19 protein-coding genes and 2 rRNA genes are annotated in these 22790 nt (G+C 72.0%); 13 read left to right on the forward strand and 8 right to left on the reverse strand.

All coding sequences use genetic code 11. The features are described 5' to 3' along the window. The 4 genes from H181DRAFT_RS27860 to H181DRAFT_RS27870 form a co-directional block, all read left to right on the forward strand. Window positions 1–99 (forward strand): 23S ribosomal RNA (locus H181DRAFT_RS27860); the annotation flags it as partial. A gap of 117 nt (window positions 100–216) precedes the next feature. After that, window positions 217–333, forward strand: a 5S ribosomal RNA gene (rrf, locus tag H181DRAFT_RS27865). 598 nt (window positions 334–931) lie between these two features. After that, a complete protein-coding gene (locus tag H181DRAFT_RS29605) occupies window positions 932–1147 on the forward strand; it encodes a hypothetical protein (protein WP_175439843.1) in 216 nt (71 codons plus the stop codon). A gap of 5 nt (window positions 1148–1152) precedes the next feature. Next, window positions 1153–1929, forward strand: a complete 777-nt coding sequence (locus tag H181DRAFT_RS27870; protein ID WP_107068869.1) for a tetratricopeptide repeat protein — start codon at window positions 1153–1155, stop codon at window positions 1927–1929. A 67-nt stretch (window positions 1930–1996) separates the two neighbouring features. Here H181DRAFT_RS27870 and H181DRAFT_RS27875 read toward each other — a convergent pair whose 3' ends face one another. From H181DRAFT_RS27875 to H181DRAFT_RS27895, 5 genes are all read right to left on the reverse strand, one after another. Next, the gene (locus H181DRAFT_RS27875) at window positions 1997–3817 is read right to left on the reverse strand and encodes an IucA/IucC family protein (protein WP_045867233.1); all 1821 of its coding nucleotides are present in this window, start codon (window positions 3815–3817) and stop codon (window positions 1997–1999) included. Next, window positions 3814–4446, reverse strand: coding sequence for a GNAT family N-acetyltransferase (locus tag H181DRAFT_RS27880; RefSeq protein ID WP_078896025.1), 633 nt, complete (start codon window positions 4444–4446; stop codon window positions 3814–3816). The genes H181DRAFT_RS27875 and H181DRAFT_RS27880 overlap by 4 nt, the downstream gene beginning before the upstream one ends. Continuing rightward, window positions 4443–5810 (reverse strand): lysine N(6)-hydroxylase/L-ornithine N(5)-oxygenase family protein, encoded by a 1368-nt coding sequence (locus H181DRAFT_RS27885; RefSeq protein WP_045867234.1) that lies wholly within the window; start codon window positions 5808–5810, stop codon window positions 4443–4445. The genes H181DRAFT_RS27880 and H181DRAFT_RS27885 overlap by 4 nt, the downstream gene beginning before the upstream one ends. A gap of 39 nt (window positions 5811–5849) precedes the next feature. Then, window positions 5850–7430: a pyridoxal phosphate-dependent decarboxylase family protein gene (locus tag H181DRAFT_RS27890; RefSeq protein ID WP_078896026.1), complete on the reverse strand. Its 1581-nt coding sequence runs from the start codon at window positions 7428–7430 to the stop codon at window positions 5850–5852. A gap of 330 nt (window positions 7431–7760) precedes the next feature. Then, the gene (locus tag H181DRAFT_RS27895) at window positions 7761–9050 is read right to left on the reverse strand and encodes a DUF1015 family protein (protein WP_045867235.1); all 1290 of its coding nucleotides are present in this window, start codon (window positions 9048–9050) and stop codon (window positions 7761–7763) included. A gap of 161 nt (window positions 9051–9211) precedes the next feature. On the opposite strand from H181DRAFT_RS27895, the gene H181DRAFT_RS27900 reads away from it, so the two are divergent. Next, the gene (locus H181DRAFT_RS27900; RefSeq protein WP_045867236.1) at window positions 9212–10327 is read left to right on the forward strand and encodes an HAD hydrolase-like protein; all 1116 of its coding nucleotides are present in this window, start codon (window positions 9212–9214) and stop codon (window positions 10325–10327) included. A 45-nt stretch (window positions 10328–10372) separates the two neighbouring features. On the opposite strand, the gene H181DRAFT_RS27905 is transcribed toward H181DRAFT_RS27900, so the two are convergent. Together H181DRAFT_RS27905 and H181DRAFT_RS27910 are read right to left on the reverse strand one after the other, a co-directional pair. Next, window positions 10373–11293: a siderophore-interacting protein gene (locus H181DRAFT_RS27905; RefSeq protein WP_045867237.1), complete on the reverse strand. Its 921-nt coding sequence runs from the start codon at window positions 11291–11293 to the stop codon at window positions 10373–10375. Between the two features lie 158 nt (window positions 11294–11451). Then, on the reverse strand, window positions 11452–12477 hold the full coding sequence (locus tag H181DRAFT_RS27910) for an ABC transporter substrate-binding protein (RefSeq protein ID WP_045867238.1): 1026 nt from the start codon (window positions 12475–12477) through the stop codon (window positions 11452–11454). 319 nt (window positions 12478–12796) lie between these two features. Between H181DRAFT_RS27910 and H181DRAFT_RS27915 the strand changes: the two genes are divergently transcribed. The 8 genes from H181DRAFT_RS27915 (at window position 12797) to H181DRAFT_RS27950 (ending at window position 21586) form a co-directional block, all read left to right on the forward strand. Further along, a complete protein-coding gene (locus H181DRAFT_RS27915; protein WP_078896027.1) occupies window positions 12797–13777 on the forward strand; it encodes a FecCD family ABC transporter permease in 981 nt (326 codons plus the stop codon). After that, a complete protein-coding gene (locus H181DRAFT_RS27920; protein WP_045867239.1) occupies window positions 13774–14805 on the forward strand; it encodes a FecCD family ABC transporter permease in 1032 nt (343 codons plus the stop codon). The genes H181DRAFT_RS27915 and H181DRAFT_RS27920 overlap by 4 nt, the downstream gene beginning before the upstream one ends. Window positions 14806–14939: 134 nt before the next feature. Then, window positions 14940–15950 carry an ABC transporter ATP-binding protein gene (locus H181DRAFT_RS27925; protein WP_254666995.1) on the forward strand — a complete coding sequence of 337 codons (1011 nt, stop codon included), beginning with the start codon at window positions 14940–14942 and terminating at the stop codon, window positions 15948–15950. A gap of 223 nt (window positions 15951–16173) precedes the next feature. Further along, window positions 16174–16437 (forward strand): hypothetical protein, encoded by a 264-nt coding sequence (locus H181DRAFT_RS27930; protein WP_045867254.1) that lies wholly within the window; start codon window positions 16174–16176, stop codon window positions 16435–16437. A gap of 3 nt (window positions 16438–16440) precedes the next feature. Beyond that, window positions 16441–17247 (forward strand): TlyA family RNA methyltransferase, encoded by an 807-nt coding sequence (locus H181DRAFT_RS27935; RefSeq protein ID WP_045867240.1) that lies wholly within the window; start codon window positions 16441–16443, stop codon window positions 17245–17247. Then, a complete protein-coding gene (locus H181DRAFT_RS27940) occupies window positions 17244–18188 on the forward strand; it encodes an NAD kinase (protein WP_045867241.1) in 945 nt (314 codons plus the stop codon). Before H181DRAFT_RS27935 ends, H181DRAFT_RS27940 begins: the two co-directional genes overlap by 4 nt. Before the next feature lie 129 nt (window positions 18189–18317). Beyond that, window positions 18318–20069 (forward strand): DNA repair protein RecN, encoded by a 1752-nt coding sequence (gene recN, locus H181DRAFT_RS27945; RefSeq protein WP_045867242.1) that lies wholly within the window; start codon window positions 18318–18320, stop codon window positions 20067–20069. Window positions 20070–20404: 335 nt separating this feature from the next. Continuing rightward, entirely contained in the window at window positions 20405–21586 is a 1182-nt protein-coding gene (locus H181DRAFT_RS27950; protein WP_045867243.1) for a glycosyltransferase family 4 protein, read from the forward strand. 90 nt (window positions 21587–21676) lie between these two features. Here the strand turns inward: H181DRAFT_RS27950 and H181DRAFT_RS27955 are convergent, their stop codons facing one another. Next, window positions 21677–22720 carry a LacI family DNA-binding transcriptional regulator gene (locus tag H181DRAFT_RS27955; protein ID WP_045867244.1) on the reverse strand — a complete coding sequence of 348 codons (1044 nt, stop codon included), beginning with the start codon at window positions 22718–22720 and terminating at the stop codon, window positions 21677–21679. Between the last annotated feature and the right edge of the window lie 70 nt (window positions 22721–22790).

The following is a 22790-nucleotide window of genomic DNA, read 5'->3' on the forward strand; positions in this document are numbered from 1 at the left end:
GGTTAAGGCTCCCGGGAGATGACCGGGTTGATAGGCCAGATATGGAAGACCCGTGAGGGTTGGAGTTGACTGGTACTAATAAGCCGAGGGCTTGACCATTGATTGCTCGCGTCCACTGTGTCAGTTCTGAGACAACAACCCGCTTGTGATAATTGCAGAGTGAGTGTGTGTTGCCGATACAGGTTTCCACCACCCATGGTGGTGGTGGTGGTGTGTTTCGGTGGTCATAGCGTGAGGGAAACGCCCGGTTACATTCCGAACCCGGAAGCTAAGCCTGACAGCGCCGATGGTACTGCATGCGGGAGCGTGTGGGAGAGTAGGACACCGCCGAACAATTCTTATGGGCCCGTGGCCTGCAGCGTGCATGCGCTGTGGGTCACGGGCTTTCTTGTTTTTCTGGAAAGTCATTTGTGCGGCGCGGCAGAATGAAATGCGGTAACCGCAGACAGGAGTCACCCGATGTCCACGAATTCGCCCGACGACCGAGCTGAGGGTCGTTCCAGCCAACCCGGTTCGGGCCGTGGCGACGACCGGCCTCGAGGCGGCCGGCAGGACGGCAGGGACGATCGCCGAGGCCGGGGCGACAGCTCGCGGCGTGAACGGACCGATCGGGAACGGAGCGATCGCGAACGACCGCGCGGCGGTGGCCGGGACGGGGACAGGGGCCGTACCGGCGGCGGTGGTCCGCGCCGTAGCGACGACTGGCGTGGTGGATCCCGGCGGGACCAGGGCGACCGGCCGACGCACCGGGACCGGGATCGCGACCGGGACAGCCGTGGCGACAGGGACGACCGCCGAGGTGGTGGCCGCGCGGGTGGTGGCCGCTTCGGGGACAAGCGTCCGGATGCCGGCAGGTCCGAGGGCCGACGGTACGGCGGTGAGGGGCGTTCCGAGCAGCGCCGGGACGACCGTCCGAGGGGGCCGCGTCGCGATGACGAGAAGGCCGGCGGCAGGCGTCCGTACGGGCAGAGCGGTGGCCGTGGCCGGGATGAGCGGGACCGTGGAGGATTCCGTGGACGACGGGACGACCGCGGGCGCGACGACCGCGGCGGTCCTCCGCGCAGGCCCGGCCGTGAGCGCGGGGACCGGCGTGACGAGCGCAGGGACGACCGGCGCGACGACCGTCGGCAGGACCGGGAGCCGCTGAAGCGGCTGCCGATCGACGAGGACGTCACGGGAGCCGAACTCGACAAGGACGTCCGGCAGGAGCTGATGAGCCTGCCCAAGACGCTGGCTGAGGACGTCGCCAAGAACCTGGTGATGGTGGCGAAGCTGCTCGACGAGGACCCCGAAGCGGCATACGGCTACGCGAAGGTCGCCCTGCGGCTGGCGTCGCGTGTGCCGTCCGTGCGGGAGGCCGCGGGGTTCGCCGCGTACGCGGTCGAGAAGTACGCCGAAGCGTTGGCCGAGTTCAGGGCTGCCCGGCGTATGACCGGTCTGCAGCATCTGTGGCCCGTGATGGCCGACTGCGAGCGCGGGATGGGCCGGCCGGAGAAGGCGCTGGCGATGGCGGGTGAGCCGGAGGTCCAGAAGCTGGACAAGGCCGGGCAGGTGGAGATGCGTCTCGTGGCTGCCGGTGCCCGCAGGGACATGGGGCAGGCCGAGGCGGCTGTGGTGACGCTGCAGAGCCCTGAGCTGGCCTCCACTTCCCAGCAGCCGTGGACGGCCCGTCTGCGCTACGCGTATGCCGACGCGCTGCTGGAGGTCGGGCGCGAGGACGAGGCACGTGAATGGTTCGCGAAGGCGCTGGAGGCCGACCAGAGCGGCGCCACCGACGCCTCCGACAGGCTGGCCGAACTGGACGGCGTGGAGTTCGTCGACGCGCTCGACCCGGATGCCGAGGACGACGACGCCTCGGAGACCGTGAAGGCCGTGCATGACGAGGCCCGGTCCGAGCGGAGCGAAGGCTCTTCCGGCGCGGAGAGCTGATCGGGCCGAGCCGAACGAACGACAGGGGCGGGACCCTCCCCCGGGAGGTCCCGCCCTTGTCGTGCTCTCAGGCCGCGAAGCGGGCCAGGGGGTTCTCCAGGGTGCCGACGAGCTGGAGGGCGCCCGCAGGGTCCTGCAGGTCCACCATCTGCTGGTTGTTGCGCAGCTGGAGCCTGTTCAGGCAGGACAGCGCGAAGGACTCCGTGAAGAGGTCGTAGCGCTCGAATCGGTCGGCCCGGTGAGGGGCGGACTTCTGGTAGTCGCGGACGCACTCGGCGACCGTCGACCAGAAGGTGTCCTCGTCGAGTGTGCCGCGGTCGGCGAGGATCCCGTTGAGGAAGCGCAGGAAGCAGTCGAAGACGTCGGTGAAGAGGGAGAGGACCTTCATCTCCTCGGGCACCTCCGCGCGGATGCGCTCGACCTCCGGAGGGAGCGGGGTGTCCTCGCTCATCACGGCGATCTCCTCGGCGATGTCCTTGAAGATCGCCCGCTTCGGTGCGCCGTTCTCGTCGAGTACGAGGATGACGTTCTCGCCGTGCGGCATGAACACGAGCTCGTACTCGTAGAAGCAGTGCAGGAGCGGCGTGAGATACACGTCGAGGTAGCGGCGCATCCAGGTGGCGGCGTCCAGGCCGGACTGCTCGATGAGGGCCGAGGCGAACGAGGATCCCTCGCTGTCGACGTGCAGCAGCGACGCCATGGTGGCGAGCCGCTCTCCGGGGGCGAGGAGCGGGACCGGGCTCTCCCGCCAGAGCGCGGCCAGCATCTTCAGGTAGGGGGAGCCCTTGGGGGCGGCGGCCTCGTACGGGGCGGGGTGGTATCCGACCGCGGCGCATTCGCGCAGGATGGCCAGGCCCGAGTCGCGGAGCACCTCGTCTCCGGCGACGAGTTCGGCCAGCCAGTCGTTGATGGCGGGGGTCGCCTTCATGTAGGCCGCGGAGAGTCCACGGACGAAGCCCATGTTGAGCACGGACAGCGCGGTCTTCACATACGGCTTCCGGGGGTCGGAGGCGTTGAAGAACGTCCGGATGGACTGCTGCGCCAGGTGCTCGTCGTCTCCGTGCCCGAGGCAGACGAGGTGCCGCTGGGCGATCTCGGCGGCGAAGGTGACCGACAGCTTGTTCCACCACTGCCAGGGATGGACGGGGATGAGGAAGTAGTCGTCCAGGTCCAGGCCCGCCTCCGACATGGTGGCGGAGAAGCGCCGCAGTGTGACCGCGGAGAGCTCGGACAGCACCAGCTTGTCGTAGCCGAGGTCGGCGGACGCGGTGAAGGTGGCGTGGTCGCGGTGCGCGGCGACCCAGATCAGCCGCACGGGCGCGCCCGCTTCGGGGGCGTAGGCGCGGTACTCGGCGATGTCGAAGCCCAGGCGCCCGTTGTTCGCGACGAAGCAGGGGTGGCCTTCGGTCATGCCCGCTTCGATCTCCTGGAAGCCGCCGGAGCGGGCGAGCCGGCCGGCGCTCACCGGCGGGCGCGTCAGCTTGTACGCGGTGCTGGCCAGGGTCGAGCTGATCTCTTCGAGGTAGACGGGGAGGATCTCCTCGCCCAGGTTCAGCGAACCCTTCAGCTCGGTGATGAAAGCGAGGGCGTCGAGGGGGAGTTGGGCGCCGTCACGGTGGCGGGTGATGCTCTCGGCGTCGACCTGCCAGTGGTCCAGGGACAACTTCCGTGCGGAGAAGCGGTATTCGGTGGCGCCGTCGTCGCTGCGCACGGCGAAGTAGCCGTTGCCGTCCGCTTGACCGCCGTGCACCGGCACGGGGGTGAGCAGCCGTTCGTGGGTGAACTCGGCCAGCGCCTTGCGAATGAGCAGGCGGCCGGCCCGTTCCCAGTGCTCGGGGGTGAGGTGGGCCACGGCGTCGCGGGGCGTGAGGGCGGATGGGGTGGTCATCGGCTGGTCTTCCCTCCTCGTGCTTCGCATGCGGCCTTGAACTGGTCCCTTGTGCACATGCTGAGGTAGGCGTTCTTCTCGGGCTTGGCGAGGGTGCGTTCGACGCGGAAGCCGACGGCTTCGTTGAGGGCGTGCACCCCGGTGTTGCGTACGTCCGGTTCGACGACGACGCGTTCGGTGGCCGGGTCGGCGAAGAGCATGTCCATCACGGTGGTGATGACGGCGAGCGTGAACCCGTGCACGGGTGTGTCGGTGGGTGCGCAGAGGAAGTGCATACCGACGTCCCCGGGCCGGGCTTCGTACAGTCCCTTCAGTTCGACGTGCGCCGGGTCGTAGCGCTCCATCAGGAAGCGGGGCTCTCCCTCGTGCAGGCCGAGGAACGCGTCGTGGTGCTCCGATGCGGCGATGTCCGTGAACTCGCGTTCCACATCGGGCAGTCGGGCGTCCTGCAGCAGGTAGAAGGCCGACTTCGGGTGGGTGACCCAGCGGTGCAGGAGCGGGGCGTCGGCGGACGGGTCGACGGAGCGCAGGGCGAACTCGCCCAGGTCCGGGTCCGTACGGGTGTGTACGTAGGGACGGTCGTGCGCGCTCTGCGTGCCTGCGTTGCCGCCGGGGTGGGTGCTGCTCATGCCGTCGGTGCCTCCGTCCGGGATGCCGGCGCGGTGTCCGTGGCGGTGTCCGCCACGGGGGCGGCGAAGTCCTGGAAGGCGATGGAGCGCTCGACGGGGTAGTACTCGCGGCCGAGCAGCTCCCGGATGATGCAGGAGTTGCGGTAGGCGGCCATGCCCAGGTCGGGGGTGACGAAGCCGTGCGTGTGCAGTTCCGCGTTCTGGACGAAGATCTCGTTGCCCGGTGAGGCTCCGCTGTCGACGCGGTAGTCGCGGCGCACGTCGAACCGGCCCTGCTCGTCCCAGCCGATGAGGTCGGTGAGGGGCGAGAGGAACTCGGGCGTGCGGTAGCGGTAACCGGTGGCCAGGACGAGTCCTTCGGTGGTGAGGGAGAAGTCCTGCTTCTGCTCCTCCTGGCGCAGCCCGAGGGTGTACGAGCCGGACTCGGGGTCGTAGGAGGCGTCCGTGAGCGCGGTGTTGGTCATCAGCCGCGTGGGGCAGGGGCCGCGACGGCTCTTCTGGTACAGCAAGTCGAAGATGCCGTCGATGAGTTCGGTGTTGATGCCCTTGTAGAGGTTCTTCTGCGAGGCGTTGAGCCGGTCGCGGGTCTCGGAGGGGAGTCCGTAGAAGTAGTCCACGTACTCCGGTGAGGTCATCTCCAGCGTCAGCTTGGTGTATTCGAGCGGGAAGAAGCGCGGGGAGCGGGTGACCCACGTCAGGTGGTAGTCGTGCCCGTCGATGTCCTGGAGGAGGTCGTAGTAGATCTCCGCCGCGCTCTGGCCGCTGCCGACGACGGCGATCGAGGACTTCTCCTGCAGCGCGGACTTCGTGTCCAGGTAGCGGGAGTTGTGGATCAGATCGCCGCCCAGGTCCTGGCAGGGCTCCGGGATGTGGGGCGGGGTGCCGGTGCCGAGGACGAGTCTGCGCGCGCGGTACGTGCGCTGCTCGTGGGAGGCGCTGTCGTCGGCGTGCACGAGGTACGTCCCGTCACGCTCGTCGAACTCCACCCGTGTGACGCGGTGGTTGAACCGCACCGAGCTCAACTTCGAGGCGGCCCAGCGGCAGTAGTCGTTGTACTCGGCCCGCAGGGGATAGAAGCTCTCGCGTATGTAGAACGCGTAGAGGCGCCCGATCTCCTTGAGGTAGTTCAGGAAGGAGAAGGGGGAGGTGGGGTCGGCCAGGGTGACCAGGTCCGACATGAACGGCGTCTGCAGGGTGCTGTCTTCGAGCAGCATGCCCGAGTGCCAGTCGAACTCCGGCTTGTCGTCCAGGAACAGGCCGTCGAGTTCGTCGATCGGCTCCGTGAGGCAGGCCAGCCCGAGGTTGAAGGGGCCGAGCCCGATGGCGACGAAGTCGTGTACAGGGAGGGGGTCTTGAGTGGACACGTCAGTCGGTCTCCGGATCTGCGGGTGCGGGGCGGGTGATCAGCCGGCGCGGCGGCTCAGTTCGGGGCCGCTCTGCGTGCAGCGCAGGGTAGCGCCGCCGCCCCGTGCGGTGGTCCGTGCGGCTGACGGGCCGATCCCGCTCGACAGGCCGTGGTGTTCGGTCAGGTGGCGGCCGGCGTGCTCGGCGATGAGGTCGAGGACCGTGGCGATGTCGGAGAGGGAGGTCTCCGGGTTGAGCAGAGTGAACTTCAGGTAGTGGCTTCCGTCGACGACGGTCGATGCCACGACGGCCTCACCGGAGGCGAACAAGGCTTCGCGGGCCTTCAGGTTGACCTCGTCGACGAGTGCCCGCCCCTCGGCGGAGTGCGGGATGTAGCGGAAGACGAGCGTGCTGAGCTGGGGGCGCGTGACGACCTCGAAGCGCGGATCGTCGCTGAGGAGCCGCCAGGCTTCGGCCGTCCGGTCCACGACCTCGTCGAAGAGCTCTCCGATGCCGTCGGCGCCCATGATGCGCAGCGTCATCCACAGTTTGAGCGCGTCGAAGCGGCGGGTGGTCTGGATGGACTTGTCGACCTGGTTGGGGATGCTGTTCTCCGCGGCGCGCGCCGGGTTCAAGTAGTCGGCGTGGTAGGTGACGTGACGGAGCGTGGTCTCGTCCCGGACGAGTACCGCGCTCGAACTCACCGGCTGGAAGAAGGACTTGTGGTAATCGACCGTGACCGAGTCGGCCCGCTCGATGCCGTCGAGGAGGTGGCGCCGCCGGGAGACGAGGAGTCCGCAGCCGTAGGCGGCGTCCACGTGCATCCAGGTGCCCGCGCTCTCGCACAGGTCGGCGATCTCGGGCAGCGGGTCGATGCTGCCGAAGTCCGTCGTCCCGGCCGTGGCGACGACGGCCATCACGACCAGGTCCTCGCGCTCGCACTGTTCGAGCTCGGCGGCGAGGGCGGACGTACGCATCCTGCGGTTGTCGTCGCACGGCACCGTGATGACGGCGTCTTGGCCGAGGCCCAGCAGCGTGGCGGCCTTCTCGACGCTGAAGTGGCTGCACTCGGAGGTGAGGATGCGCAGCCTGGGCAGGATCTCGGGCTTGCGCAGGGAGGTCGTGGAGTTCTTCTCCACGAGCCGGCACGCTTCGTCGCGGGCGAGCAGCAGGGCCTGCAGGTTGGACTGGGTGCCGCCGCTGGTGAAGATGCCGTCGGAGGCGCGTCCGAAACCTATGCGGCCGGCCGTCCACTCGATGAGGCGCCGTTCGATGAGGGTGCCGCCCGCGCTCTGATCCCAGGTGTCCAGCGAGGAGTTGACGGCGGAGAGCACGGCCTCGCCGAGCACCGCCGGGATGACCACCGGGCAGTTGAGGTGGGCGAGGTAGCGCGGGTGGTGGAAGTAGACGGCGTCGCGCAGATAGACCGTCTCCAGTTCGTCCAGTGCAGCTGCCGGGTCGCCCAGGGGCTCGTCGAGGTTCACATCCGATACGGCCGGGGCGAGTTGAGCCGGTTCGATACCCGTGAACGGGCGGTCGGCTCGGGCGATCCGCTGCGCCACTCTCTCGACACCGGCCGTGAGGGAAAGCCGGTAGTCCTCCGCCGTCCTGTCGTTGAGCAGGTGTGACCTGCTGCTCATGAACTGTCCTTCCTGACGCGGACGTAAGACTGCACCGCACGGACACGCGCGATCAGGTAAGGCTAGCCTAACTCGACCCTGATCAGGGCGGCACGGGGGTGGGTGCGTGAGTGATGAATATGACGTTTGAGCAGCAGCGCAGGGCTCTCGGGCAGACGGGGAACCGGCGGTGCGCACTGGAGTGCTGTGCGCGGATCGGCGGACGCGATATCAGGTCCGCGGACCCGCGAAGAGGAGACGGACGGGTGGTCCGGTGTCAGGTGCCGGGAGACCGCCGGCGCGCGATGCGCTCGGACTCAGCCGGGAGCGGGCCGCGGACGGGCGGCAGGCTCAGTGCGTCCCTTCGTTCAGGACGCGCAGCACCAGCCCCGTCGCCGGTTTGGGGCCGAACGACGTGGACTTGCGGGGCATCGTGACGCCCTGCTCCGCGAGCCGGCGTACGGTCTCCTCGCGCACCGGCCGCATCAGCACCGCGGTGCCGCCGAGTTGGGCGGCCTTGCCGACGGCGGCGGACGCGTCGTGGATGTAGGCGATGTCCTGCGGGCGGTCGGGGACGCGCCACACGGATTCGAGCAGCGCGGAGTGCAGCACGGCCGCGTCGAGCTGCCGCCACTCCTCGGAATGCCGCGCGTCCAGGGCCCGTTCCAGCAGAGCAGGTGCGGGACGGTCCAGGAGGTGGAAGGTGCCGCTGCCGTCCGTGAGCAGGAAGGCGTTGCCGGGCGTGGAGCCGAGGGCTTCGAGCGCCTGCGGCAGCGGGAGCGCCAGCGGAGTCACGCGGAAGGCCTGTTGTGCTTCGACGGCGTCCAGGGCGCTCTTGAGCGGCAGCCGGGGCAGTACGCGGTGGATCGCCTGTACGCGCAGGGGGTAGCGGGCGGTGTCCACGAGCAGCACCAGGCCGTGGTTCCACGGGGAGTCCTCGCCCGTGGCGGCGCTCTTCGCGTGCTCGCCGCGCAGGCGCAGATACGTCGCCCAGCGGTGGTGGCCGTCCGCGATCAGAGCGCGGTGCTGTGACAAGTCGGCGTGGATCGCGTCGAGTTCGCCCGGATCCGTCACGGACCACAGGCGGTGCGAGAAGCCGTCCTCGGTCGTGGTGGCGAGCAACGGAGTGCGGAGCACGGCCTGTTCGATCACGGCTGTGGCGCCGGAGGCGGTGCCGTCCCCGCGGTACGAGAGCAGCAGCGGCTCCAGATTCGCCCCCGTACCGCGCATCAGGGCGGCGCGGTCCTCGACCACCTCGTCTATGACGCCCTCGTGCGGCAGCACCTTGCCGTCCTCGGGCGGGGACAGCTCCAGCGCGCCGATCAGGCCGCGCTGCAGCACGTCGCCGCGCCGCTGCTCGTAGACGTACAGGGCGGGCTGCGGGTCGAACGCCATCACGCCCTCGGCCAGCCACTGGCGGAGCGTCCGGGCGGCCTTGGTCTGACGGGCGGACTCGTCGTCGGCCTCCGGCAGGATCAGCCGGACGATGTTACAGGGGTCGGCGGTCTCCAGATCGCGCACTTCGTCGGGCCTGACCACGACGTCGTACGGCGGGGAGGTCACCGCGGCGAGACCGCTGACCTTCTCCGGGGCGTAGCGCAGCCCGCGGAAGGGGGAGAGCCGGAGGCCGTCACTGGTCATCCCTGCATGCTAAGCCGGGGCGACGGCGGGGGTGGGGGAGGGTGCGGCCGGGCAGGACGGGATGATCGGGGAAGTACCGCGTGCCCGTGGCGTCCTGGACGGCCGGGCCGGTGCGGCCGGGGGACCGGCCTGGCAGAAGGACCGTCGCGAGGAGAGAGACCATGCAGGGCACTGCGCGCACGCGCCCCTCCGGTTGCAGCCGTGCGCTGCGGGAGGCATACGACACGGCGCTGCTCGACCTGGACGGGGTCGTGTACGTCGCCGGGGAGGCCGTGCCGCACGCCGTGCCGTCCCTGGAAGGCGCCCGCGAGGCCGGGATGCGGCTGGCGTACGTGACCAACAACGCGGCCCGGACGCCCGGTTCGGTGGCGGACCACCTCAGCCGCCTGGGCGTGCCCGCGGAAGCATCCGACGTGATCACCTCGGCCCAGGCCGTTGCGAGGCTGATCGCCGAGCAGCATCCCGCGGGCGCCCGCGTCCTGGCGGTCGGCGGTGACGGGCTGAGGCAGGCGCTGCGTGAACGGAGCCTGACCGTCGTGGAGTCGGCGGACGACGATCCGGCGGCGGTGGTCCAGGGCTACGGCGGCCCGGAGCTGCCCTGGGGCCGGCTGGGCGAGGCGGCGCTCGCGGTCGGACGGGGCGCGGCCTGGTACGCGTCCAACGGCGACATGACGATCCCCGGCGACCGGGGCATCATGCCCGGCAACGGAGCCGCGGTGGGAGTGGTACGGGCGGCGACGCGGTGGATGCGGGAGGCCCCCGAGCCGCAGATCGCGGGGAAGCCGCTGCCGCCGATGCACAAGGAGACGATCCTGCGGACGGGGGCGCGGCGTCCGCTGGTCGTCGGCGACCGGCTGGACACCGACATCGAGGGCGCCCACGCGGGGGAGGTCGACTCGCTGCTCGTCCTGACGGGTGTGACGGACGGCGCCCAGCTCCTGGCCGCGCCGCCCGAGCACCGGCCCACCTATGTCGCGCGCGACCTGCGCGGACTGGCCGAGCCGCAGCCGCAGCCGGAGTCGCAGCCGGAGCCGGCGGAGGCGCCGGCGGAGGCGGGCACGGGCGGGAGCGGAGCCCGGCCGCCCCGCGAAGGGCGGGGACCGGTCGTCGGCTGCGGTGGCTGGCGCGCGTGGGCGGGCCCGGACGGGCTCGGGCTCGACGGGGAGGGCGAAGCGCTCGACGGGCTGCGGGCGTTGTGCGGTGCCGCATGGGGCGCGGCCGGGGACGGCACGTGCCGGCTCGACGCGGGGGCGGCGCTGGCGCGCCTCGGGCTGTGAGGCCCGGCGGGCGCCCCTCCCCGTCCGCCGGGCCGCTCTGCCCGGTCAGTCGCTGCCGACTGCCGCCGCGCTCGTGACTGCTTCCTCGATGAGCTGCTCCTCCGTGGTGTCCGCACGCCAGTAGCCCGTGAACTTCACGGCGCGGCGGTCGAATCCGCGTTCGCGCACCAGGTGCCGTCGCAGGGCCTTGACCGTCCCGGCCTCGCCCGCGATCCACGCGTACGGAGTGCCCTCGGGGAGATCCGCGGCCCTGAGGGAGCCGAGGACGAAGTCCGTGCGGGCACGGGCGGTGTTCTCCCTGACGAGCCAGGTGATGTCGGCGTCCGCCACTGTGGGCAGGTCCTGGATGTCGCCGGCCTGGGGCACCTCGATCCACACCTTCGCGGGGGTGCCGGGCGGCAGCCACTCCAGTATTCCGGCGACGGCGGGCAGAGCCGTCTCGTCACCGCTGACGAGCACCCAGTCGGTGCCGGGCGGCGGCCTGAAGTCGACGCCCCCGTTGTCGTCGACCACGGGGCCGAGGAGCGTGACGCGGTCGCCCGGGCGGGCGGTCGCCGCCCACCGCGACGCGGGGCCCGAGACGATGAAGCCCGACCCGGTCGCGTCGGCCGGGTCGCCCACGCCGTGCAGCGCGAAGTCGACGTCCAGCTCGTCGCGGGGGAAACGCCGCTGCTCGCGCACGGTGTAGGTGCGCATGATGCCGCGCACGTCCGGGTCCATGGCCCGCCAGACGGTGAACCAGGCGTCGCCGGCGTCGCACGGCACGACGGGCGCGTCCTGGCCGGGGTGCGGCAGGAAGAGTTTGATCCGCTGGTCGCGCCCGCCCGAGGCGAACCTCCGCAGGGCTTCACCGCCGAAGGTGACGCGCACCATCGAGGGGCTCAGGCGCCGGGCCGCCACCACGTGCACGTCGAAGAACTCGAACGGAACGGCGAGGGCGGGGGCTTCGGGGGCTGCGGTACTCATGCTGGCTCTCCTCCCGGAGTGCTCTGCGGACGGGGAGACCGTCCGTGCGTTCTGTGCGGTCCGAGTGCTTCACGCCGGGCCGGGGGCAGGGCTTCTGGTCCGGCGGACCGCCGGGGCCGGGGCCGACCGGACGGTCCGCCCGCCGGCTCCCGGCCGGGTCAGCGGACCTTCTTCGCTTCCTCGATCGCCTTCGCGAGCCCTTCGAGGAGGGGTGCGGCACCGGCGTAGGAGAAGCGCGGCTCGGCGTCCCACGTCGTCACCTGTCCGGACTTGACCGCGGGCAGGTCGGACCAGGACGGCTTGGACTTGAGGGCCTCCGGCTGGAGAGCCTGCGTCCGGTTGTCGAGCATGATCACGTCTGCCTCGTACTTGTCGGCGTTCTCCCAGCTCAGCTCCTCGAAGAAGCCCTGCTTGCTGAGCTTCTCGGGTACGACGATGTCGACGCCGAGCTCCTTGAAGTACTTCAGGTCCGCGTTGGCCTTCGGGTCGGACACGTACATCAGGTCCGGCGAGCCGGAGGCGGCCATCACCTTCAGGCCGCTCGACTTGGCGGTCTTGCGCAGCTTCTCGGCCGCCTTCTCGAACCGCGCCTTGTCGTCGGCGACCTTCTTCGCCTTCAGGTCGGCGCCGAGTGCCTCCGCGAGTTCGGCGAAGCGCTTGATCGACTCCAGCATCGACGTCTCGGCGGTCTTGAGGGCCAGTGCCGGCGCGAGCTTGAGGATCTTCGACTTGCTCTCGTCCGGCACGTACCAGAGGGCGTCCTTCACGTACATGTTCGTGACGAGGAGTTCGGGCCGGGTCTTGGCGTACTTCTCGATGTCGAACTCGCCGTAGGCGTTGCCGATGATCTTGAGCTTGCCGACGTCCAGGTCCCCGGCCAGCACGTCCGGCTCGCCGTTCTTCTTCTTCGTCGGCCCGAAGACGCCGACGATCGCGTCCCCGGCGCCGAAGTCGTGCAGCGCCGCGGCGGTGCCGACGTAGGCGACGATGCGCTTGGGCTCCGAGTCCAGGCTGATCTTCTTCTTGCGGTCGTCCGTGAAGGTCCAGGCGCCGCCCTTGCCGGACCCGGACCCCTGTCCGCCGTCGCTTCCGCAGGCGGTGAGCAGAGCGCCCAGACCGAAGGCGCCGCCGGCGGCCAGCAGGCCGCGGCGGGAGAGGGCGGTGTGCGCGGACGAGTTGGGCATGACTGGCCTTCTCTTCTCAAGGTCGTACGGTCGGCTGTGTGCCGGGATGCTGGTTAGGTTAACCTAACCAAAGTCCTAGTTGTCCAGTGGCCGAGGGTCCGCCCCTTCTGGCCCCGACCGGAGCCGGTACGTGACTCTCATCAAGTCCCGCCATACGCACCGGGGTTCGGCCGACCATCGGCCCGTGCCTCCCGCAACGCCCCCCGAACCGGGCCGGTCCGGTTCCCCCGGGGGACCGGCCGGCGGCAACCGCCCCGGCGGCGGCGCAAGTTCGCACACCGAGGGCCGCGGCACGGAGCGCGCCGGCCGCGGCCGCGCGCTGCTGCGTGCCGCCGGACTCCTCGGCGCCACCGCCCTGTTGCTGCTCGTGTGCGTCCTCAGCCTCGCCGTCGGGGCGAAGCAGCTCTCCGCCGGCGAGGTCCTCAGCGGTCTCCAGGACCCCGCCTCCTCCGCGTACACGGTCGTCCACGAGATGCGGCTGCCGCGGACGTTGCTGGGCCTGCTCGCCGGTGCCGCGCTCGGCCTGGCCGGCGGCCTGATGCAGGCCCTCACCCGCAATCCGCTGGCGGATCCCGGTGTGCTGGGCATCAACGCCGGTGCGGCGGCGGCCGTCGTCACCGCGATCTCCCTCTTCGGCGTGACGGGCTACACCGGTTACATCGGCTTCGCCTTCCTCGGCGCCGCCGCGGTCTCGGTGGGCGTGTACGCCGTCGGCGGCGGCCGCGGAGCCACTCCGGCGCGTCTCGCCCTGGCCGGTACGGCCCTCAACGCGGCGCTCGTCTCCTACGTCAACGCCGTGCAGCTCCTCGACACCGCCTCGCTCGACCGGATGCGCTTCTGGACGGTCGGTTCGCTCGCCAGGGCGCAGGACGAGATCAACGCCAAGGCGCTGCCCTTCATCCTCACGGGCGTGCTGATGGCGATCCTCCTGGCGAGGCCGCTGAACGCGCTCGCCCTGGGCGAGGACGCCGCTCGCGCGCTGGGCTCACGCCCCGAGCTGACCCGCGCCGCCGTCATCGTCGCGGTGACGCTGCTGTGCGGCGCCGCGACGGCGGCATGCGGCCCGATCGTCTTCGTCGGCCTGATGGTGCCGCACATGGTGCGGTCGCTGACCGGACCCGACCTGCGCTGGATGCTGCCGTACTGCGCGCTGCTCGCCCCCGTGCTGATGCTCGGTGCGGACGTGCTGGGACGGGTGCTGGGCAGGCCGGCGGAGCTGCAGGTCGGCATCGTCACGGTCGTGCTGGGCGGGCCGTTCTTCCTCTACTTCGTCCGGCGCCGGAGGGTGGCGCAGGCATGAGCGTCATACGTACCGCGGGCGGCTGCTCCGTGGTGTTCCAGCCCCGGGCACTCGTCACGGGCACGGTGTGCGCGCTCCTCGCGTGCGCTGTGGCCGTCGTCGCCATCGGCAGCGGCGAATACCCCATGAGCCCAGTGGACGTGCTGCGTACGCTCGCCGGCCAAGGCGACCCCGCCGACGCCTTCATCGTCAACGAACTCCGGCTGCCGCGCGCCGTATCGGCCCTCGCGGTCGGCGCCGCCCTCGCGCTGGGCGGCGCGGTCTTCCAGGCGGTCGTGCGCAATCCGCTCGGCAGCCCCGACGTCCTCGGCTTCACCCACGGCGCGGCGACGGGCGCCCTCACCGCCATCGTGATCGTCGGCGGCGGCAGCGCGGCGCTGGCGGGCGGCGCGCTGCTGGGCGGCGTCCTCACGGGCCTGCTGGTGTACGGACTGGCCTGGCGCCGCGGGATGCACGGCTACCGGCTGGTGCTCGTCGGCGTGGGTGTGGCCGCGATCCTCACCGGCGTCAACGGATACCTGCTGACCCGCGCCCAGATCACCGAGGCCGGACGCGCCGTGCTCTGGATGACGGGGAGCCTCAACGGGCGCGGATGGGAGGACGTCCTGCCGCTGCTGAGCGGCATCTCCGTCCTCGTGCCACTGGTGATCCTGGGGTGCTCCCGGGGGCTGCGCATGATGGAGATGGGCGACGACACCGCGTACGCCCTCGGCGTACGGGTGGAGCGGGTCCGCCTCGTGCTGCTCGCCGCGGCCGTGCTGCTGGTGGGCCTGGCCGCCGCGGCCGCGGGCCCGGTCGCCTTCGTGGCCCTGACGGCACCGCAGCTGGCACGGCGGCTGACCAAGTCGCCCGGCCCGAACCTGCTTCCGTCGATGTGCATGGGAGCCGCGCTGCTCGCCTCCGCCGACCTCGTCGCCCAACGGGTCTTCGGCGAGAGCGAGTTGCCGGTGGGTGTGGTCACGGGCCTGCTGGGCGGCGGCTACCTGGTGTGGCTGCTGGCCACGGAGCGCAGGGCGGGACGGATATGAGCGCCGCGGCGGACGCCTCCGCGGGCCGGGACACAGCCCGGCCGTCCGAGCGGGGGGACAGGACAACGAAGGCGACAGGTGCGAGGACCAGTGCGAACAGTGCGACCGGTGCGAACAGTGCGAGGACGACCGTGATGACGGAGCAGACACCGCAGGCGGAGCCGGCGGCGGCCGTGACAGGGGCCGTGACGGAGGACGCCGCGAAGGGCGGCTTCACGAAGGGCGGCTACACGAAGGGCGCCGCGGAGGGGGGCTTCACGAAGGGGGCCGCGAAGGAGGACGTCGCGGAGGCGGACGCCGCTCGGCGCGGGCCCTCCCCGGGACCGGCCGCCGGGAGCGCCACGAGGCTTTCGGGGGAGGGGCTCACTCTCGCCTACGACCGGCGCACCATCAGCGAGCACCTGGACATCGCGGTGCCGGACAACTCCTTCACGGTCGTCGTGGGGCCCAACGCATGCGGAAAGTCAACCCTGTTGAGGGCCCTCTCCCGGATGCTCAAGCCCGCCGCGGGCTCCGTGCTGCTGGACGGCGCCGACATCGGCGGCATGCCGGCGAAGAAGCTGGCGCGCACCCTCGGCCTGCTGCCCCAGTCGTCCGTCGCCCCTGACGGGATCAGCGTCGCCGACCTCGTGGCGCGCGGCCGCTACCCGCACCAGGGGCTGCTGCGGCAGTGGTCGCGGGAGGACGAGCGCGTCGTCCGCGAGTCGATGGCCGCGACGGCGGTCGACGACCTGGCCGACCGCTTCGTCGACGAACTCTCCGGCGGGCAGCGGCAGCGGGTGTGGCTCGCGATGGCGCTCGCCCAGCAGACGCAGCTGCTGCTGCTCGACGAGCCGACGACGTACCTCGACATCGCCCACCAGATCGAGGTGCTGGACCTGTGCGCCGCACTCCACGAGGAGCAGGGCCGCACCCTCGTAGCCGTCCTCCACGACCTGAACCACGCGGCCCGCTACGCCACGCACCTCATCGCCATGCGCGGCGGCCGCGTCGTCGCCCAGGGCGCTCCAGGCGACATCGTCACGGCGCAGCTGGTGGAGGACGTCTTCGGCATGCCCTGCAGGGTGATCGACGATCCGGAGACGGGAACCCCCCTGGTGGTTCCGGCCGCCCGGAAACGTGCGCCCGCGCCGCTGAAACCGTGAGCCTCGCGATCACCTCTCGGGGGCCGGGAGGTGCGGCGGAAGCGGTAGCGTCAGAGGCATGAGTGAGCCGATGCCGGGTGCGATTCCGGCGCAGCACGACGGAGGTCCCGCCGCCTCCGAGTACCAGGCGGAGAACGGGACCCCGGAGCAGCCCCGTCCGGCGGCGCCGGCGGACGCGGGACGGCCCCCCGGAGCCGTTCACCGCCCGGACGGGAACGGGGAACTGCCCGAGGAGGCGCCGGAGGACGGGACCGGGGAGCCGGACGACGGCCCCCGCCCCCTCGGCCTGCGGGTCGAGCCCACCGGGCACTCGCCCGTCGACGCGCACCTGCGGCGTCTGGAGGACGCCGACCACCTCGCGGTCTCGGGGCACCTCGAGGTCTACGAGGACGTGCACCGGGGACTGCGCGACACCCTCACCGCCCTCGACCGCCCCGCTCCCGGCCCCGCGCCCCGCGCGGCCGGCCATCCGCACCCGGGGAGCTGATCCGTGCCGCGACGCCGACTCGACGCGGAACTGGTGCGCCGCAAGCTGGCGCGCTCCCGTGAACACGCCGGCCGGCTCATCGCCGAGGGACGGGTCACCGTCGGCGGCAACGTCGCCGCCAAGAGCGCCACGCAGGTGGAGACGAGCGCCGCGGTCGTCGTCCGCGAGGACGAGCACGATCCCGGCTACGTCTCCCGCGGCGGGCACAAACTCGCGGGCGCCTTCGAGGAGTTCGTGCCGCTCGGCCTTGCCGTGCGGGACCGCCGCGCCCTGGACGCCGGAGCGTCGACCGGCGGATTCACCGACGTGCTGCTGCGCGCCGGGGCCCGCCAGGTCGTCGCCGTCGACGTCGGCTACGGCCAACTCGCCTGGTCGCTGCGGAGCGACGAGCGCGTCATCGTCAAGGACCGCACCAACGTACGGGAGTTGACGCTCGAGGACGTCGACGGCGAACCGGCGGACCTCGTCGTGGGCGACCTCTCCTTCATCCCCCTCGGGCTCGTGCTCCCGGCCCTCGTGCGGTGCGCCACGGCGGACGCGGACGTCGTGCTCATGGTCAAGCCGCAGTTCGAGGTCGGCAGGGAACGGCTCGGCAGCGGCGGCGTGGTGCGCAGCGCCGAACTGCGGGCCGCGGCGGTCAGCGCCGTCGCCGGGCAGGCGTCCGCGCTCGGTCTCGGGACGATGGGAGTGACGGCGAGTCCCCTGCCGGGGCCGTCCGGCAACGTCGAGTACTTTCTGTGGCTGCGCGCCGGTGCACCGGAGATCGACCCGGCCGCTGTCGACCGAGCTGTCGCGGAGGGCCCGAAATGACGACATCCACCGGCGGACGCAGCGGCACGCGGGACGGTGGGGCGGAGAACGGCGAACGCACCGTCTTCCTGCTCGCCCACACGGGCCGTCCCGCTGCCGTGCGCAGCGCCGAACTCGTCGTACAGGGCCTGCTCCGCAACGGGATCGGCGTGCGGGTCCTGGAGGCTGAGGCCACCGATCTGCCGATGCCGGAGTCCGTGCGCAGGGTGCCCTCCACCTCCGAGGCCGTCGAGGGCTGCGAGCTGATCGTGGTGCTGGGCGGCGACGGGACGCTGCTGCGCGGAGCCGAGTTCGCGCGGGCCTCGGGCGTCCCGATGCTGGGCGTCAACCTCGGCCGCGTGGGCTTCCTCGCGGAGGCCGAGCGGGACGACCTGGACAAGGTGGTGCACCGTGTGGTGACCCGGGGCTACGAGGTCGAGGAGCGCATGACCCTCGACGTGCTCGTACGCACAGACGGGAGCACCGTGCACCACGACTGGGCCATCAACGAGGCGTCGGTGGAGAAGGCGGCCCGCGAGCGGATGCTGGAGGTCGTCACCGAGGTGGACAACCGGCCGGTGTCCCGCTTCGGCGGCGACGGTGTGGTCTGTGCCACACCGACGGGTTCCACGGCGTACGCCTTCTCGGCGGGCGGCCCGGTCGTATGGCCGGAGGTGGAGGCGCTGCTCATGGTGCCGATCAGCGCGCACGCGCTGTTCGCCAGGCCCCTCGTGACCGCCCCGGACTCGGTACTCGCCGTCGAGGTGCAGCCGCAGACTCCCAACGGCGTGATGTGGTGCGACGGACGGCGCAGCGTCGAACTGCCCGCCGGCGCACGGGTGGAGGTGCGGCGGGGAGCCGTGCCGGTACGCCTCGCACGGCTGCACCACGCCTCGTTCACCGACCGCCTCGTCGCCAAGTTCGCGTTGCCCGTGGCCGGTTGGCGCGGAGCGCCGCACTGAGGGACCGATCCGCGAGCGGTGCCGTCGCGGCCCTCCGGCCGTGTTCCGCGCGGCGGACCGGCCGGACGCGCGGCCCGCGCCGCTCCCGCCGGGACGGACCAGGGGTGGGGGTACCTCCGCGGACTGCGTATGGTCGTACCCGTGTTGGAGGAGATGCGGATCCGGTCCCTGGGCGTGATCGACGACGCCGTCGTCGAACTGTCCCCTGGTTTCACCGCGGTGACCGGTGAGACGGGTGCGGGCAAGACCATGGTCGTCACCAGCCTCGGGCTGCTGCTCGGCGGACGCGCCGACGCGGCGCTCGTGCGGGCCGGAGCGAAGGCGGCGTCCGTCGAGGGGCGGATAGTCGTGGCCCCCGACTCGGCCCCGGCGGCGCGTGCGGTCGAGGCGGGCGCCGAGGTGGAGGACGGGGAGCTGCTGGTCAGCCGCACCGTCTCGGCCGAGGGCCGCTCCCGCGCCCACGTGGGCGGCCGTTCCGTCCCCGTCGGCCTCCTCGCCGAGCTCAGCGACGACCTCGTCGCCGTGCACGGCCAGACCGACCAGCAGGGGCTGCTGCGCCCCGCACGGCAGCGGCAGGCGCTGGACCGCTTCGCCGGCGAGGCCGTGTCCGAGCCGCTCGCCGCGTGGACCAAGGCGTACCAGCGGCTGCGCAAGGTCAGCGGCGAACTCGACGAGATCACCACCCTCGCCCGCGAGCGCGCGCAGGAGGCGGACATGCTCCGCTTCGGCCTGGAGGAGATCGCGGCGGCCGAGCCCCAGGCGGGCGAGGACGCGGAACTCGCCGCCGAAGCAGAGCGTCTCGGCCACGCCGAAGCCCTCGCCTCGGCCGCCACCACCGCTCACGGTGCCCTGGCCGGGGACCCCGCCGACCCGGAGACCGTGGACGCCGGCGCGCTCGTCTCCGCGGCGCACCGCGCGCTGGAAGCCGTACGCGCCCACGACCCGGCGCTCGCCGCCCTCGCGGACCGGCTGGGTGAGGTCTCCATCCTCATGGGCGACGTGGCGGGGGAGCTGGCCGGATACGCCGACAACCTCGACGCCGACCCGCTGCGGCTCGCCGCGGTCGAGGAGCGCAGGGCCGCGCTGACGCAGCTCACCCGCAAGTACGGGGAGGACATCTCGGCGGTGCTCAGCTGGGCGGAGGAGAGCGCCGCCCGCCTCACCGAACTCGAGGGCGACGACGAGCGCATCGGCGAACTCACCGCGGAGCGGGACGGACTGCTCACCGAACTGACGGCGCTCGCCCAGCAGTTGACGGACGCCCGCACGGACGCGGCCAAGCGCTTCGCCGACGCCGTCACCGAGGAGCTCGCCGAACTCGCCATGCCGCACGCCCGCGTGACGTTCGCCCTCAAGCGCAGCGACGCGGCAGAAGGCGCCGAGAGCCTCCAACTCGACGGCCGTGACGTCGCGTTCGGGCCGCACGGGACGGACGAGGTCGAGCTGCTGCTCGCACCGCACCCCGGTTCGCAGCCCCGGCCGATCGCCAAGGGCGCCTCCGGCGGTGAACTCTCCCGCGTGATGCTCGCCGTCGAGGTGGTCTTCGCCGGTTCCGACCCCGTACCGACGTACCTCTTCGACGAGGTCGACGCGGGCGTCGGCGGAAAGGCGGCGGTCGAGGTCGGCCGGCGTCTCGCCCGGCTGGCCCGTTCCGCCCAGGTCGTGGTGGTCACGCACCTTCCGCAGGTCGCCGCGTTCGCCGACAGGCACCTCGTGGTGGAGAAGACGGACGACGGCTCCGTCACGCACAGCGGCGTCAAGGCGATGGAGGGGGAGGAGCGAGTCCGCGAGCTGTCCCGGATGCTGGCAGGCCAGGAGGACTCCCAACTCGCCCGCGCACACGCCGAGGAGCTGCTGGAGGCCGCCCGTACGGGGAGCTGAACGCCCGCACTCGCCGGCCCTGCTGTCCGGCCCGTGCGAGCGCGCCGGCGTGAGTGGAGAACCGCGTGCCGTCCCGCTCGCGAGAGCCCGTGGTGGAGGGGCCTCACCAGTGCCGTGATCCGGCCGTGCGCAACGTCCTCCGTGTGGGTGATAGCCGTGACTGGTCTTCGCGTGGAGCCGCGCCTGCGGCGCCGGTATGGTCCGAAGTCGCCGCCGCAGGCTGGCATGCTGGTCGGACCGGTCGTACGGGCGAGTCCCCGCCGCCCACCGCAGGGCACCCGGCAGAAGCCGCCGTCGTGCCGTCCCCCGCAAGTCGCTTTGGAGATCGACCAGTTGTGACCCGTCCCGCCGCTCCGCCCCCGCCGTCCCTCGGTCCGGCACCACCCCATGCCGTACAGGTCGTCGACGGCGCCAGCGCGGGCACCGGCGCCCATGTGCGGTCCCTGGCCGAGGGGCTCGTGGCGCGCGGGCTGCGGGTCACCGTCTGCGCGCCGCCCGCCGCCGAGGCGGCGTACGGGTTCGAGAGCGTCGGCGCCCGCTTCGTGCCGCTTCCCGGACGGATCGAGGCGGAGGCGGCCGCGGCACTGCGCCATGTCTGCGCCGACGCCGACCTGGTCCACGCGCACGGCGTCAGGGCCTCGCTTCCGGCACTGACCGCTCTGGCGCTCTCCGGGCGCGGCCGGGTGCCCTTCGTCGTCTCCTGGCACCGCAGGGGCCACGCCTCGGGCGCCCGCGCCCACTGGAGACGTTTCGTGGAGCGCCGCGTGGCCCGTGGCGCGACCGTCGTCCTGGCCGCGACGACGGACCTCGTCGACCGGGCACGGCGGGCGGGGGCGCGCGACGCGCGGCTTGCACCCGTCGTGCTGCCGGGCCGCGTCCGCCGTCCCGGTGCGGGTGCCGGTGCGGGTGTGGGTGCCGAGGCGGATCAGCGGCCGGCGGAGGAAGAGGAGCGCCGGCACCACGAGTCGCGTGCCGCGGTCGGCGCGGCCGACCGCCCGCTGGTCTTCTCCGTGGGCCGTCTCGACGTCCACCACGGCTACGGCACGCTGCTCACGGCCGCACGTGCCTGGCGCGGCCTGGACCCGCAGCCGCTGCTCGCCATCGCGGGGGAGGGGCCGCAGCGCGGGGAGCTCCAGCGGCGCGTCGACCACGAGGAGCTCCCGGTACGCCTGCTGGGCCGCCGCGAGGACGCCTTCGAGCTCCTTGCCGGAGCGGATGTCGCGGTGCTCACCGCCCGCTGGGAAGGCCGCTCCCTCCTCGCGGAGGAGGCGCTGCACAGCGGCGTGCCACTGGTCGCGACCTCCGTCGGCGGGGTTCCCGAACTCGTGGGCGACGGCGCCGTCCTGGTGCCGTACGGGGACGCGGACGCCCTCGCGTCCGGAGTGACGGGACTGCTCGCCGACCCGGTGAAGCGGGAGCGGCTGGCGGCCGAGGGCCGCGCGCGGGCCTCCGAGTGGCCGACGGAGGAGGCCACCGTGGCCCAGGTGCTGAGCGTCTACGACGAGCTGACCGCCTGACCCTCCACGGCCCCTTGGACGGGGCTCCCGGGGCGCCCGGGACGGCGGAACCCCGCCGCACCCCCCTGCCGCAACCCCCGCTCACCCCCTTCAGCTGGAGTCGCGGACGACCAGCGAGGCAGGTGTCACGACCGGCGCCGGCGTCGCCGCGCCGGGTTTGAGGCCGATCCGCCCGAGCAGCAGCTCGGCCATGATGCGGCCCATCCCCTCGACGTCCTGCCGCACGGTGGTGAGGGCGGGCTCCGACCATGCGGCCGGTTCCAGGTCGTCGTAGCCGACGACGGCCACGTCCTGCGGCACCCGGCGTCCCCGCGCCCTGAGGGTGCGGAGCGCGCCGGACGCCATCAGGTCGTTCGCGGCGAACACCGCGTCCAAGTCGGGTGCGCTGCGGAGCAGTTCGGCCATGGCGCGCTCGCCGCCCCCGGCGGTGAAGTCGCCCTGCGCCACGAGGGCCGGGTCCTTCTCGTGGACGGTGATGCCCAGGGCGTCGCAGTAGCCGTAGAGACGGTCGAGTGCGGAGGTCTGGTCGAGAGGGCCGTTGATGAGCGCGATCCTGCTGCGGCCTCGCTCCTGCAAATGTGCAACGGCCTGGCGTGCCCCGCCCCGGTTGTCGGTGTCGACGTAGAGCAGACCGGGGTCGTCCTCGGCGCCGGGCCAGCCGGGGCGGCCGCCGAAGACGGCGGGGAGCCCCGTGCGGGAGGCGATGCCGGGGAGGGGGTCGTCGCCGTGCAGCGAGAACATCAGGGCGCCGTCGACGTGCCCGGCCGACAGGTAGCGCCCGATCCGCTCGTAGTCCTTCTGCTGTTCGAGCAGGATCAGCAGCAACTGCATGTCGCTGTCGGAGAGTTCGCGGCTGATACCGCGCAACTGCTGTGCGAAGAACGGGTCCGCGAAGACGCGCCTCTCCGGTTCGGCGATGATCACGGCGATGGCTCCGGTGCGGCGGGTGACGAGGGTGCGGGCCGCGTTGTTGGGCACGTAGCCCAGCTCTTCCACGGACTGCCGCACCTTCTCGCGGACCTCTGCCCGTACGTTCGCACCGCCGTTGACCACCCGCGACACCGTCGCACGCGAGACCCCGGCGTGGGCCGCCACGGCCTCCAGGGTCGGACGGGAATCGCGGAATGTGTGCACCGTCAACTCCTTTTCTTTGCCTAGGTCTTGACCAATCCTCGAACTATGGGCACCGTACAGGCCATGACGT

This window comes from Streptomyces sp. WMMB 714 (assembly GCF_900090125.1).
GTDB lineage: Bacteria > Actinomycetota > Actinomycetes > Streptomycetales > Streptomycetaceae > Streptomyces > Streptomyces daqingensis.

Coding starts and splice junctions, on each gene's coding strand:
- H181DRAFT_RS29605 (WP_175439843.1), top strand. CDS start 932: ATGACGAGAAGGCCGGCGGCAGGCGTCCGTACGGGCAGAGCGGTGGCC.
- H181DRAFT_RS27875 (WP_045867233.1), bottom strand. CDS start 3,817: ATGACCACCCCATCCGCCCTCACGCCCCGCGACGCCGTGGCCCACCTC.
- H181DRAFT_RS27880 (WP_078896025.1), bottom strand. CDS start 4,446: ATGAGCAGCACCCACCCCGGCGGCAACGCAGGCACGCAGAGCGCGCAC.
- H181DRAFT_RS27890 (WP_078896026.1), bottom strand. CDS start 7,430: ATGAGCAGCAGGTCACACCTGCTCAACGACAGGACGGCGGAGGACTAC.
- H181DRAFT_RS27895 (WP_045867235.1), bottom strand. CDS start 9,050: ATGACCAGTGACGGCCTCCGGCTCTCCCCCTTCCGCGGGCTGCGCTAC.
- H181DRAFT_RS27900 (WP_045867236.1), top strand. CDS start 9,212: ATGCAGGGCACTGCGCGCACGCGCCCCTCCGGTTGCAGCCGTGCGCTG.
- H181DRAFT_RS27905 (WP_045867237.1), bottom strand. CDS start 11,293: ATGAGTACCGCAGCCCCCGAAGCCCCCGCCCTCGCCGTTCCGTTCGAG.
- H181DRAFT_RS27910 (WP_045867238.1), bottom strand. CDS start 12,477: ATGCCCAACTCGTCCGCGCACACCGCCCTCTCCCGCCGCGGCCTGCTG.
- H181DRAFT_RS27920 (WP_045867239.1), top strand. CDS start 13,774: ATGAGCGTCATACGTACCGCGGGCGGCTGCTCCGTGGTGTTCCAGCCC.
- H181DRAFT_RS27925 (WP_254666995.1), top strand. CDS start 14,940: ATGACGGAGCAGACACCGCAGGCGGAGCCGGCGGCGGCCGTGACAGGG.
- H181DRAFT_RS27940 (WP_045867241.1), top strand. CDS start 17,244: ATGACGACATCCACCGGCGGACGCAGCGGCACGCGGGACGGTGGGGCG.
- recN (WP_045867242.1), top strand. CDS start 18,318: ATGGTCGTACCCGTGTTGGAGGAGATGCGGATCCGGTCCCTGGGCGTG.